The sequence below is a fragment of the Bradyrhizobium sp. WU425 genome (assembly GCF_021052305.1).
GTDB classification, from domain to species: Bacteria; Pseudomonadota; Alphaproteobacteria; order Rhizobiales; family Xanthobacteraceae; genus Bradyrhizobium; species Bradyrhizobium canariense_D.
Window position 1 is genome coordinate 6,795,344 of record NZ_CP088089.1, and the last position, 12,818, is coordinate 6,808,161.

Annotated in this window: 9 protein-coding genes and 1 pseudogene; 7 read left to right on the forward strand and 3 right to left on the reverse strand. The window is 57.9% G+C overall.

Annotated features, from left to right (window positions below):
- The first annotated feature begins 208 nt into the window (after positions 1 to 208).
- Positions 209 to 823, forward strand: a complete 615-nt coding sequence (locus BcanWU425_RS32670) for a helix-turn-helix domain-containing protein (RefSeq protein ID WP_231189119.1) — start codon at positions 209 to 211, stop codon at positions 821 to 823.
- A gap of 205 nt (positions 824 to 1,028) precedes the next feature.
- Here the strand turns inward: BcanWU425_RS32670 and istB are convergent, their stop codons facing one another.
- Together istB and istA are read right to left on the reverse strand one after the other, a co-directional pair.
- Positions 1,029 to 1,889 carry an IS21-like element helper ATPase IstB gene (gene istB, locus BcanWU425_RS32675; RefSeq protein ID WP_231189121.1) on the reverse strand — a complete coding sequence of 287 codons (861 nt, stop codon included), beginning with the start codon at positions 1,887 to 1,889 and terminating at the stop codon, positions 1,029 to 1,031.
- Positions 1,889 to 3,196, reverse strand: a complete 1,308-nt coding sequence (istA, locus tag BcanWU425_RS32680) for an IS21 family transposase (protein ID WP_231189123.1) — start codon at positions 3,194 to 3,196, stop codon at positions 1,889 to 1,891. Before istA ends, istB begins: the two co-directional genes overlap by 1 nt.
- 706 nt (positions 3,197 to 3,902) lie before the next feature.
- On the opposite strand from istA, the gene BcanWU425_RS32685 reads away from it, so the two are divergent.
- The 6 genes and pseudogenes from BcanWU425_RS32685 (at position 3,903) to tnpC (ending at position 10,903) form a co-directional block, all read left to right on the forward strand.
- Positions 3,903 to 4,931 carry a CobW family GTP-binding protein gene (locus tag BcanWU425_RS32685; RefSeq protein ID WP_231189125.1) on the forward strand — a complete coding sequence of 343 codons (1,029 nt, stop codon included), beginning with the start codon at positions 3,903 to 3,905 and terminating at the stop codon, positions 4,929 to 4,931.
- 28 nt (positions 4,932 to 4,959) lie between these two features.
- The gene (locus tag BcanWU425_RS32690; RefSeq protein ID WP_231189127.1) at positions 4,960 to 6,615 is read left to right on the forward strand and encodes an amidohydrolase; all 1,656 of its coding nucleotides are present in this window, start codon (positions 4,960 to 4,962) and stop codon (positions 6,613 to 6,615) included.
- Positions 6,616 to 7,036: 421 nt separating this feature from the next.
- Positions 7,037 to 8,419, forward strand: coding sequence for an amidohydrolase family protein (locus tag BcanWU425_RS32695; protein ID WP_231189134.1), 1,383 nt, complete (start codon positions 7,037 to 7,039; stop codon positions 8,417 to 8,419).
- Positions 8,420 to 8,716: 297 nt separating this feature from the next.
- A complete protein-coding gene (locus BcanWU425_RS32700; protein WP_231190999.1) occupies positions 8,717 to 8,905 on the forward strand; it encodes a hypothetical protein in 189 nt (62 codons plus the stop codon).
- A gap of 81 nt (positions 8,906 to 8,986) precedes the next feature.
- Positions 8,987 to 9,244 (forward strand): IS66 family insertion sequence element accessory protein TnpB, encoded by a 258-nt coding sequence (tnpB, locus tag BcanWU425_RS32705; RefSeq protein ID WP_212491081.1) that lies wholly within the window; start codon positions 8,987 to 8,989, stop codon positions 9,242 to 9,244.
- A 69-nt stretch (positions 9,245 to 9,313) separates the two neighbouring features.
- Positions 9,314 to 10,903, forward strand: a pseudogene (gene tnpC, locus BcanWU425_RS32710) (IS66 family transposase).
- A 443-nt stretch (positions 10,904 to 11,346) separates the two neighbouring features.
- Here tnpC and BcanWU425_RS32715 read toward each other — a convergent pair.
- A complete protein-coding gene (locus BcanWU425_RS32715; protein WP_231189136.1) occupies positions 11,347 to 12,657 on the reverse strand; it encodes a CapA family protein in 1,311 nt (436 codons plus the stop codon).
- Between the last annotated feature and the right edge of the window lie 161 nt (positions 12,658 to 12,818).

Here is a 12,818-nt window from a genome sequence, read left to right on the forward strand (position 1 = left end):
TATATGTGAATAGTTATTTCATGACGCTCGGTATTTTTTTCCAAAGCTGTGGCTCCTATAAAGAATCGGGCACTTTGACGCTCGGGTGGCAGGCGCTCCAACGATTAAAGCCCTCCGAGTGACCGAGTGTTGAAAGTGGCTTGCTTGACTGGGTTGCAGGGGGCCATGTCGTGGAGCAACACGGCCCGCGTGAAGGACGAGAGAGTTCATGGCGATTAGATCGATACGCGCAGCTGATGAATGGACGGCCTCTGAACCGAAGGGCGACTTGGGGGCTGCCGTGGGCGGACAGATTCGCGAGCTACGCAAGCTCAAGAAGCTGACGCTGAGCCAGCTTGCCCAAGCAGCCGGCATTTCGGTGGGCTATTTGAGTCAGATCGAACGAAACCAATCCAAGCTGCCGATCGGGGTTTTGAAAAAGCTAAGCGACGTCCTTGGCGTGCACATGAACTGGTTCTTCAACGGTAACATGCAGGCTACGCCCGACGAACGTGACGTCGTCGTTCGCAAGGCGCACCGCCGCCGATTGACCTTCACCGGCCTTGGCATCGCCGAGGAGCTTCTCTCACCCAATCTCGCCGGCCCGCTAGAACTGCTCATGAGTACAATTGAGCCCGGTGCCGACAGCGGGGAATACAGCCATGACGGCAATGAGGCGGGGGTTCTGATCGCGGGGCGACTGGACCTGTGGGTCGACGGGAAGCTGTTTCAGCTCGAGGAAGGCGACAGCTTCTCCTTTAGTAGCATTTCGCAACATCGCTGCGCGAACCCTGGAACGGAGCCTGCCAAGGTCGTGTGGGCGATCACTCCTCCGCACTACTAGCAATGCCTAAGCGTTTCACGAGCAAGGCCCGTCCGAGAGTCGCTCAAACCGTAGTACGACACAACCCATACGTAACGTGATCGAAAGAGAAAGCGCAGGTGACCAATCGTTACCTCCTCTGGGGCCGCCGGCCCATAACAACGGTGTCAAACGCCATCCGGAACTGCCCCCTTTGCGTCATGAAGAACTGCCCCCACCCTCGGTTTCATGATGTTGTTTGATGGTCGTTTCCGCCGGTGACGGGACGGAGGGAGGCGGAGCCGACCGGAGGGCCGTCACCGGCGGGCGGCGCCTTGATGAGGCCGCTCTTCCGTTTGGCGCGGAGCCGGTAGCTGTCGCCGCGGATCGTCAGCACGTGGCTGTGGTGCAGGAGCCGGTCGAGGATCGCGGTGGCGACCACGGGATCGGCGAACACGGTGCCCCATTCGGCAACGCTGCGGTTCGACGTGATCAGCATGGCACCGGTTTCGTAACGGCGGCTGACCAGCTGGAAGAACAGATGCGCGGCGTCCGGCTCCAGCGGCAGATAGCCGAGCTCGTCAACGATAAGAAGCTTTGGCTTCGCCAGCGCGAGCAGCTTCTCGTCCAGGCGCCGCTCGCCATGCGCCTTGGCCAGGCCCGCGACGAGCGTCGTCGCCGTGGTGAACTGCACGGTGTAACCGGCCAGGATCGCTTCTCGCCCGAGTGCGATCGACAAGTGCGTCTTACCGACGCCCGGCGGGCCGAGCAGCAGCACATTCTCGCCGTTGGCGATCCAACGTGACGCGGCCAAATCGCGGATCTGCTTGGGATCGATCGAGGGCTGCGCCTCGAAGTCGAAGCCTGTGAGCTCCTTCACGGCGGGGAAGTGTGCAAGCTTCAGCGCCATATCGATGCGGCGATGATCCTTGCGCGCGATCTCACGTTCGCACAGCAGGATCAGCGTCTCACGGGCCGACAGGTTCGCGCGCGCCGCCTCGTCGAGCAGGCTGTCGAGCTGATCGCGGATGCCGGAGAGCTGCAATCGCGCCAGCATGGCATCAAGGGGATCAGTCGGTGCTTCGGTTGCCTTCTTTGCGCGCGTCATCAGAAGCTTCCCCCGATCACGGCTTCATATTCGGCAAGCGGACGCAACAATGAATGCGGGGGAGACGATTCCTGCACCGCCGCTGCAATCTCCGGGCGGCGGACCGCGCCATTGCGCCCGGCAACACCATCGAGATGGATCGGATCGACGATCCGCAGCCGGCGCCCCTTCGATTGCTCGTGAACCGCGACCTGGTGCACGCCATGGCGGATCCGCACCTCGCCAGCCGCGACGGTCACCGCGACGCGCTCACCAATAAGGCGCCAAGGTACCGAGTAACTGTTGGTGTCGATCTCGATGGAACAATCATTGCCGACGATCCGGGTTAGCTCGCGCAAGGATCCGAACGAAGGCCGCCCGCCGAGCGGTTTTAGCCGGTGGGCCTCGTCTCGTGCGAAGCGGATGATCGGTGCTTCGCCGGTCGTGCCGTGGATACGGACGTTCGCAACCTCTCGCTCCCACCTGGCGAGATGGGCCTCAAACGCTTCCCAACTTGCAAACGAATGACCTGCGATCGCGTTCTTCTTCACATAGCCAACGCCATTCTCCGTCTTGCCCTTTGTGCGTGCCCGATATGGTGCGCAGGCCCGAGGACGGAAGCCCCAGTGCTTCGAGAAGGCAATCAGCCTGTCGTTGAACTGAACCGACCGGCTCACCGCGTCGTGGCGCACCACAAGTGCGCGTGGGTTATCCATCAGCACTTCCTCGGGTACACCGCTGAAGGTGGTGAATGTGCTCTCGAGCCCGGCAAACCAGTGCTCTTGCTTCTCGGCACGGAACGCTCGCACATGGAGCCGTCGCGAATGTCCGAGCGTCGCCACGAACACGAATGCCTTGACCTTCGTTCCGCCGATCTCGACCAGGCGCTCCCCGAAGTCGATTTGCAGCTGGCGACCCGGAGGTGTCTCGAACCGCGTCGTCGCAAGCGCCTCCGCCTTCAGCGCCTGCCGATAAGGCCGCACCGCGCGCTGCAGCGTTCGCCGGCTGACTGTCACGCCTTTCTCATTCAATAGATCCTGGCGCACCACGTCTGCATTGCCACGATGGCGAATGAACCTCTCGCGCAGCCAGCCCTCAAGGCCATGGAGCCGTTGCGGCCTCTCGGGCGACTTAAACGGCTTCACCCCGCCCGCCGCCACGTAGTCCTTCACCGTGTGATGGCTGCAGCCCAACTGCCGCGCAATCCGCTTCACACCCCACCCGCACGCCCTCAGGCGCAACATCTCCGCCACGTCATCCGGCGTCTTCATCACCTGCCCCCGTGGATCACTCCACGACGAGCCTCTAGTGATTCGCTCCTCGTTCATTTGCTCTCTCCTTGGCTACCCAAGGAGGGGGCAATTCCTCATGGCGCCGAGGGGGCAGTTTTCCATGGCGCGCGACACAACGGGGTAAGAGAAACGGCGACCGGCGGCTCGTCAGGACTTAATCACCTGTCTTCCTTGGGACGGTGGTGGGCAACCATCCCGAACGACGGGGGCGCTGGGCAACGGCGATAGCAGTCGGGCCTGCGCGTAACAGAAATGTACGCTCAAAGAGCTTGGCGATCGGCATTGTGAAAGAGGCACGCATGTCAATTAAAGAATTAAAGCGCCGACCTCGCCGGCGCAGCGAGCCTCTCCGCTCCCGGCCTGCTATCCGTAATCGCAGCGGCGGTCCTCTGCTTGGCGAGGTCGTTGCGACAGGTGCTGGTCTCACGAAGTTGCTTGACGCATTCTGCCGGAATGCCCCGGTGACATCTCAACCGGTTCGGGTTGGTGTGACGCCCATATGCCATTGTCGAGCGTATAAAGTGGCGTGGGCGTTTTGGGCCGCCCAGCCTAACACAATCGTCCCATGAAACTATTCGAAAAAAATTCACATTGACAGAAATGTAGCGACAATTTATTTGAGATCTGGTTTCGTCGTTGCGAACTTCAGTGGTGCTCCAGCCACGCGCACTTCGTTCAGGAACGGTGTGATGGGCGGCGGACGAGTGTAAACCGCTGCCGCAGGCACCGAGGATATGCCGCGATGCTGCATTTCGCCCGGGAGCAACCATTACCACTTACGATCGTGTCCGGCTTTCTGGGTGCCGGTAAGACGACTCTTCTGAACAACATACTGCAGCAGACGCGGCAGCGACTGGCTGTTCTCGTCAACGATTTTGCGGCGCTCAACATTGATGTGAAGCTGGTTGCATCGCAGAGTGACACCATCATTTCTCTTACAAATGGATGTGTGTGCTGCAGCATCAAAGATGATCTCTTAAGTTCAATTCTGTCTATCGCATCTTCAGAGCCGAAGTTCGACGGAGTGTTGCTCGAGACGAGTGGCGTATCCAATCCGATGGCTATCGCCGATGCATTTATGCAGCCGGCAGTGTCTCGCCGACTAAAGGTCGATCGTACGATTTGCATTGTCGATGCCGAGAACTTTCCGGACCTCAACTTCGAAAACACTGAGCTGGCGATCGATCAGGCGGCGGTCGCGGACTATGTGTTACTCAACAAGACCGACCTGGTAACGCCGGCAGTCGCCGACAAAGTCGTCGCGACGCTCCGCGGCGCGCTGCCTATGATGAGAATTATAAGAACGCACAATGCCGTCCTTCCCGCGTTCATGTTACTCTCTGATAGCAACGTAGAGGCGCCTCACCAGCTTCCTTCGGGTTGGAAGACAACAACATTTCGTTGTGACCAGACTGAAAGCCCATGCCGCGATCGAGCCTGCGCCGCCTGCAGCGGCGCTTACAGGACTCGTGATCACTCCGGCATGTTTGAGAGCTGGTCCTGGTCAGGCAATGTCGGCAACCAGGCCAACTTCGCTGCGATCGTAAAAGCTCTTCCTGCATCGGTCCTGCGGGCGAAGGGCATCGTTAGATTTTCGGATTTGCCCGATCAGAGCGGCGTCTTCCAGCTGATCGGCAAGCGCTCGACGATCGATCTACGCCTTTCATCTTCGGGCGATCAGAGAAGCGAACTCGTATTCATAGGAATGCGCGGCGAACTGCCAACCGGCAGACTCACGGAAATGTTTTCACGGCAAACCAACGGCGCTTGAAGCCCGGAAGCAGGCAAGGGGAGCACAGATGGGTGCAGACGCGATTTTTCACGGCGGTCCGATCGTCACGATGGATCGCGACCAGATGCAAGTTGAAGCGGTCGCGATATCCAAGGGGAAAATACTCGCCGTTGGATCTTTGGAAGCCGTAAGCAGCTACCGTGGTTCCGAAACCACCATGGTCGATCTCGACGGGCGCACGATGTTACCTGGTTTCGTCGAAGCACATGGCCATCCTCTGCTTAGCGCTCTGTGTTGGGGCGACCCGGTCGTCGATATTCGATCAGTGCACACGCCTACCTACGAGGCAGCTCTCGCCAAGATCAGAAGAAGGGTTAGCAAGGCCAAGGAGGGTGATTTCCTCTGGTTCCTGGGCCTTGACGCCCAGCTCCACGTGGGTGCCAAAGAGCCTAGCAAAGCAGAGCTCGACGCACTCTCACCGACGATTCCGATCGCCGTGCAGGTGTCAAACATGCACGGAATATTTCTGAACACGGCGGCCCTTAAAGCACTTAAAATCACACGAGAGACCCCTGTCGTTGCCGGCGGGCATGTTCGTTACGACGAGAATGGTGAACCATGGAAGTTTGAGGAGCGCTCACGCGATTACATCGTCGAGAGCTTCTATGCGATCTGTGGCGAGCAGCGGGGTATCGACTCGCTGCGGGATTGGCTGTGGAAGTTCTCAAAGTCTGGGTATACAACCAGCTCGGAAATGGGACTGACGCCAATGACCAGTGTCTTCTACAAGAAGACTCTGGAGCGCGAGCAAATGCCCATTCGAGTCTTTTGCTATCAGAGGGCCGTTCCCGAAGGAATCGAGACGATTCCCTTTGAGGGAGGAAACGATCGGTTTGCCATGGCCGGCATCAAGATGTGGGGTGATGGGTCCGTCCTCATGGGGAACGTCTGGTTGACGAAGCCATACCTCAACAACGAAATCACCCTTACGAGCATGGGTCTTCCGCGCGATAGCGTCGGCCATATGAACTACAAGCCCGAAGAGCTGAAGCGAATAATCAGGGCTTACGCGGCCCGCGGGCATCAAATGTCGGTCCATACGCATGGCGATCGCACGATCGACGCGGTTCTGGATGCGTACGAGGTGGCGCTCAAAGACTTTCCCGAAGCAAAGCGTCCATTTCGGCTCGAGCATTGCGGAACGTTGCGCGAAGACCAAATAGACCGCTGCAACAAGCTGGGCGTCGTCTGCAGCTTCTTCTTGCCTTACCTGTATTATTGGGGCGAAGCACTCCGCGACGCGCTCCTTGGACCGGAAGCGGCCGCAAAGTTTGTGCCAGCCGGGAGCGCAGTCCGAAAGGGGATGCGGAGTTCGCTCCACTGCGATCCACCAATGACTTGGCCGCATGCGCTCCTTTGCCTACATCTAGCGACAACTCGTCGAAGCCGGGCCGGAAATGTCATTGGTCCGGATCAGATCATGGACATCGACTCGGCCCTCCGCTCCGTGACAATCGACGCCGCCTTCCACCTCAGAAAGCACAACGAAATCGGGAGCATTGAGGTCGGCAAATATGCCGATTTTGTGCTCCTCGATAGGAATCCACGCACCGTCGATCCCGAGCACGTGCTCGATCTGAAGGTCCTCGGCACGTATGTCGAGGGAGAACGAATTTGGGAGTGCTCGGCTGATGAAGCGCCGACCGGACGGCATGCGGCATAGGATGGACGGCCACTCCTGGCCGTTGTCCCGACCATCACGAGAAGTTCAAGACTGGCTGGACAGAGCAGAGCTGACGGCAAGCAGCGGTGGCAAGCTCGTGGAGGCGAGTGCATCCAGGGCGCGAATGGAAGTATCCGTGCATTGATGTGCCTTGGCACTGGCGAGCAAGAACGGGCTTTCCATCCCAAGGATTTTGTGGGCGGCATCGCCGGCTGATGGTCAAAAGCTGCACCAAAGTCGCGGTATATGCACAAATGCATCATATCGCCGCGATGTAACGCTCAAAGTATCCTCAGGAATGCGTGCTAGAATGAAGCGCGCACTCGGTTCGCTCGGAACCAGCCTCTTATTCCAGGAACCGTAGCAACTGTGCGCTTCATCTCGTATTGACGTTGCGGGCCGACTGGGAGCTGCGAAGACGATGACCGCCCAAATCAACCCCTCAAGTCAGCTCGATCACCTCCCGCTGTTTCTCTCTAAGCAGCATCCCGAGTTCATAAAAGTGTTTGAGGCAGTCAACGATCTGCCAATCGACGACACGCATTGCCACCTGATCACCGATCGAGATGCCGTAACAAATCCGCAGCGCTATGTGGAGCGCATATCCTTGGCCGGTTTTGCTGTCGCATCGTACTTTCCACAGGGCGTGTATGACAGTTGGCTAAATGGTGACGAGGCAACGAGGCACGATCTCAACAAGGCATTTGACATCCAGAGCAAGGTCGCTGGTATCACTCGTGATATCGCAGAAAGCGTATTCATTAAGTTTCTTGTTAAGGAGCTCTCGCAGTTTTTGAGCTGTGAGCCAAGACTTGAGGCGGTCATTGAGGCAAGGAATGAACGCGGAAAGAATTACTGGGCTTACGTAAATAGCCTCTTCCGCGATGCGAACTACGAGAACATCATGCTGGATACGGGATATGCTGAAGGTTGCGGGGCGGTCGAGATATCGCGGTTTGAAGAAGCCATACTGCCCTGCCGAACCAACCGTCTCGCCAGGATAGAGATGATCCAAAGAGAGCTCTTTCCTCTCGACATTTCATTCGAGGACTACGAGCAGCGCTTCGTAACGAGGATGCACGAAATGCTCGATGGAGGAGGAGAGGGAAATTATGGAAAGAAATCCTATGGAATGAAGTCCTATCTTCTCCCATTTATAGGTTTGATCAGGCCACTTTATGATCGTGAAGTGGCTCGGGAGTCCTGGAAGACTCTTAGGGAATCCTTTCACAAGATTCCGGCCAGAGATCGAGAGGCCACGTACAGTATATCGAAAGATCTCCGCCGCTACAATTTCACAATCGCACTAGAAGAGTGCCTAAAGCGCGACATTCCAATGCAGATTCATACCGGAGATGGAGAACCTCCTTCTGTGATACTTCGCAATCAAGATCCCTTTTTTCTTGAGGAGGTGTGCCGCTTCGACCGAGATGACGTAATGCGTATGCCGAAGATAATTCCTCTACACGCAGGTTATCCGTCGGTAGGAAAGGCCGCTTGGCTTAGTCATTTGTACCCAAACTGCTATTTTGAATTGTCGATCATGACACCATTCGTGCATCAGAGTCTGTTCCAGAGATACATGCAAGTTATGGAGGTAGTTCCACTCTCCAAAATAATGTATGCAAGCGACGCCGTTCATATTCCTGAGCTCTATTGGCTTGCTGGTCGCTGGGGCAAGCGATACTTGGCGCAGGCTCTCACTGAACACGTTGTGGGAGGAAGCCTTAGCTTCGATGAGGCAATTGAGGGCGCCAGAAAAATCTTATATAAAAATAACAGATCGCTTTATAAGCTGGACTGAACGAACGGCTATTTCGTCTTCTATAATCTGAAAACGAAACCGACTTACCTGAGACAACAAGCAACGGGCTCGCGGCCACGTTCGCTTGCGTTGATGGGCGATTGGAACCGTGGATAACGTAGTAATCGGGGAACGCGTCTGCGACTTGCTCCAGCGGCGCGTGGCCGAGGCAGCCGGCGTCGAGGTTCAAGTCTTCATGCGGCGGCAGACATCGCGCCGGAACTTTCCCCCCCACCTGCCGCGGCGGCGCTTGGTTCGCCCGGCGTCGACGTCGTGCCCTTGCTGCGGCGGCGAGGCATGTTGCCGCCGTGCGAGGCGTCCCCGCCGACATTCGCGCCGCTGGTCGTGGAACATGCGTTGGAGGAGCGTCAGACTCCGGCGATCAAGCTTGAGATCGCGATCGGTGATGTCGTGCTGCGGACGGATACGGACATTGATGGTGAGCAGCTCTCCCGGGTGATCCGTGCGGTGCGAGCGTCACGATGATTGCGGCCGGTGCTGATCTGAAGATTTACGTTGCAATGCGGCCGATCGACTTACGATGGGCTTGCGGCAAAGGTGCAGGAGGTGCTCCGTCTCGATCCGTTCAGCGGCGCAGCCTTCGTGTTCCGATCGAAACGAGCGGACCGGATCAAGATTTTGGTGTGGGATCGAACGGGCCTAGTGTTGGTGCACAAGCGCCTCGAAGGTTGCAAGTTCGTTTGGCCAACGATCGCGGACGGCGTGATGCGGATATCGCCGGCGATGTTCGCTGCCTTGTTCGAAGGGCTGGATTGGAGATTGGTCCGCCCGGAAGAAGCACGGCGCCCGCAGGCGGCGGGATAGCTGCGGCAGAATGACTCGGCAGCTATTTTGATCGTGGCACACGCGGCGGCGATGTGCTCGAAATAGCGCATGAGCATCGCGGCGCTGCGCGACGAAAACGAACGCCTGAAGGCGCTTTTGACGCAAACGCAGGCGGCCTTGAGCGAGCATCAGGGGGCGCTGGCGGCGTCGGAAGAAGCCCGACGCCGCCTGGAGATCATTCTTGGCGAATTGCGACGCGACAGGTTCGGCGCGAAATCCGAGAAGCTGCGACCAGATCAGTATCATTTGCCGCTCGAAGACGTGGAGATCGCGCAAGGCATACTGGATGCCGCGCAGGAGAGGGCCGAGGCGGTGATCCAGGGCCGATCACGGAACGCGCCAGATCATGGTTCTCATCGCAATCGCGGCTGCTTGCCTGTCCATTTGCCGCGGGTGGAACGGATCATCGAGCCTGCAAGCACGCTTTGCCCGTGCGGTTGCGGCGCCATGACGAAGATCGGCGAGGACGTCAGCCAGCGTCTTGACGTGATCCCGGCGCAATGGCGCGTGCTGGTCACGCGCCGCCCGAAATATATCTGTCGCCGCTGCTCGGGCCCCGTCGTGCAGGCGCACGCACCGGAGCACGTCGTGCCCGGCGGGCTGCCGACCGAAGCGGCCATCGCGCACGTGATCGTCTCCAAATTTGGCGACCGTACGCCATTTTACCGTCAGGCCGAGATCTATGCGCGCCAGGGGATCCGGCTTGATCGGGCGACACTGGGCAACTGGTCTGGCGGCGCCTGCTTCCATCTTCAGCCCATCGCCGACCACATGCGCCACCACCTGGCCATGGCGGATCGGCTGTTCGTGGATGAGACCAAGGCGCCGGTACTCGATCCCGGGCGCGGCCAAACGAAGAAAGGCTACTTCTAGGCGATCGCCTCAGACGACCGCGGCCACAGCGGGCCAAGTCCGCCGATCGTGCTGTTCCGATATGCCCCCGGTCGCAGCGGTGCCTTTGCCGAGCAGTTCCTCGACGGCTTTGGCGGACGCTACCTGCAATGCGATGCCTATGACGGGTATGACCGGTTGAACGAAGTCGTTCGACCGCAAGGGCCATGGACGCTCGTGCATTGCTGGAGCCATTTGCGCCGGCGCTTCGTCAAATTGGTGCGCAACAGCAAGTCACCGATCGCCGAGGCCGCTGTTCGGCACATCGCGCAGCTTTACGCTATCGAAGCCATGGTGCGCGGCTCATCGCCGGACATCCGGTTGGCCGCGCGCAAGGAGCACTCGCTGCCAATGGTAGCCGCGTTAAAGTCGTGGTTCGAGAAACAGCTGTCGATGATCTCCAGCGGTTCGACCCTCGCCGAGGATATTCGCTATGCGCTCAATCATTGGCAGGGGCTGACCCGATTCCTCGAAGACGGGCGTCTCGAGCTCGACACCAACCCCGTCGAGAACGCCATCCGGCCAGTCTGCTTGACCAGGAAAAACGCTCTCGTCGCCGGTCATGAAATCGGGGCAGAAAACTGGGCCTTGCTCGCGTCGATCGTCGCCACCTGCAAGCTCAACGACATCAACCCGGCCGCCTACATCGCCGAAACACTCGAGGCCATTATCGACGGCCATCCCCATAGCAGAATCGAAGACCTCATGCCGTGGCGATTCCGCAAAGCGTCAAGCCAGGCTCAATAGGGCCCCGGCTGAGCGCTTACCATTAAACAGCGTTACGTTTGATTCCGACAGTAGCCCAATATGTCCATATTGATTACTGCAACGAGCCCCGTGTCAACGCTCCAATTCAGCGTTCGAGCGACCTTTCGAAAGATTTCACCACGGCGATCGTCCGCCGCCCTGTCGGCGACCCAGCCATCGGAGATTTCAGCGGCGCAAAGGTGACCCGGATGTGAGCACTCCCTAACGGCCCGTCAATGCGGCGGCAGTATTGATGCGAGCCTCACGGATTTGGGGCACCGATCGAACAACTGGCGACATGACTACCAATCCGAAGGGCCGCACGGGGTCGCCTCGGCTATCTACCGCACGGCTCCGCCCGACGCGTGGAGCCGTGACCGTGCTGACGACTCCGCGATCAGGTCATACGAACACTGACTGTGGGGCAATCGAGACGACGGCAGTCACGATCCAGCCTGGCCGGAAATCAGATTGACGTAGTGCTCCATCTCCTTCAAGCCGCCTACTCCGTTGCTCTCGGCGGCGATGTGCTGTCGTAGTTTTTCGATGCGCATCAGTTTCTTGTCATCGCGGTAGAAAATGCTTCGGAAGACAGGGACTATCTCGCATTTCTCGATGTAAGTACGATTTGCGCCATCTATCTGGCCTTTGGCCAACTCGATGTCCAAAATTATGCTCAGAATGAGATGTGGGGCCGTACACCAATCCCAAGTCAAGCTTCCGGAGGAGTACGCAATGGTGGCCACACGGTTCGGATCCCTTTGTGTTCTGTAATATTCGATCGGCTGAATCACGTGCGGGTGATGTCCAAGCAGTAGATCGACACCCTCCTCAACCAATGCGTGGGCGGCCTCAATTTGTGAGAGTCTAGGAAAAAACTCATGCTCGAACCCCCAATGGACGGAGGCCACGATGAAGTCACTGCCTTGCTCCTTACAGTCTCTGATCTGTGATTTAAGAAGCTCCAAGTCAGCTGGTACGTGTTTCGAGACGAGCCTTGACACATGGACTCGATGGCCGTGACCGGCCGGCAGTTGCCGGGCATTAAGACCAAAAGTTGCCGACACAAACCCTATGTTGATTCCCAATTTGGTAAGAAGCCGACCTTTGCCATACTCTTCGACACATCGCGGTGCGCCAATATCTAGAATTCCGTTCTGCGAGCAGAGAGTTTGGGTGGCGTTGAGCCCTTCAATGCCCAAGTCAAGCGCGTGATTGTTCGCCAGGTTGAGCACTGAAAAGCGCTTCCCCATATGCTGCGTCAGTGTCGAATATTGGGCGGCCGAGCAGCACATCGTGGCTGAACGGCCGTCCCCTATGGCATCCCTGACGACAGCTTCTTCTGCCACAGGAGACTCATAGTTTGCGAACGATATGTCTTTCCCAAAAACAACATCCTCGATGCCGTCGAAGAGTAGGTCCTTGGAATGTTCTAGTCCATTGGCCTGGATCAAGTCTCCAACCGCGCTCATTGTCACTGATTTGCTCTTTTCGAACCGATCAGGCAATTTGACGATCGAGCTATCATTCAAAAAGAGCGTATCAGACACGTCCTTTGAAGTTCGCGTAACGGGGTTGGCGCACTTGTAAAACCAGTACGCCCGATCAATGTCATTCATTTCTGCCCTGTCCGTGGCGGCACCCTCGAGTGGATGATCCCACCAGCCGAATAGCTTGGCCTTCCGAATAGTCTCCAATACTTCGGGGCTCGCGCGAAAAATGTCGATAGCGGTGCGTGGAAGTTTTGAGAGCATGGCTTGAGCCTCCCGATTGATTTTAGAGGATCATACTTCTCGCGGACCCTGTGCGCGATGGACTTGCGATTGGGTTGGAAACAAGGAGGATTGATTGTCTCTGCGGCTGCTTCTATTGACGCAGCGACTTTAGAGAGACTGCAGGAGCCTACGAGTAATGA

Bases quoted from the DNA above. Each gene is read 5' to 3' on its own strand.
- BcanWU425_RS32685 (WP_231189125.1), top strand. From the start codon at position 3,903: ATGCTGCATTTCGCCCGGGAGCAACCATTACCACTTACGATCGTGTCC.
- istA (WP_231189123.1), bottom strand. From the start codon at position 3,196: ATGAACGAGGAGCGAATCACTAGAGGCTCGTCGTGGAGTGATCCACGG.
- BcanWU425_RS32670 (WP_231189119.1), top strand. From the start codon at position 209: ATGGCGATTAGATCGATACGCGCAGCTGATGAATGGACGGCCTCTGAA.
- BcanWU425_RS32695 (WP_231189134.1), top strand. From the start codon at position 7,037: ATGACCGCCCAAATCAACCCCTCAAGTCAGCTCGATCACCTCCCGCTG.
- istB (WP_231189121.1), bottom strand. From the start codon at position 1,889: ATGACGCGCGCAAAGAAGGCAACCGAAGCACCGACTGATCCCCTTGAT.
- BcanWU425_RS32700 (WP_231190999.1), top strand. From the start codon at position 8,717: ATGTTGCCGCCGTGCGAGGCGTCCCCGCCGACATTCGCGCCGCTGGTC.
- BcanWU425_RS32690 (WP_231189127.1), top strand. From the start codon at position 4,960: ATGGGTGCAGACGCGATTTTTCACGGCGGTCCGATCGTCACGATGGAT.
- BcanWU425_RS32715 (WP_231189136.1), bottom strand. From the start codon at position 12,657: ATGCTCTCAAAACTTCCACGCACCGCTATCGACATTTTTCGCGCGAGC.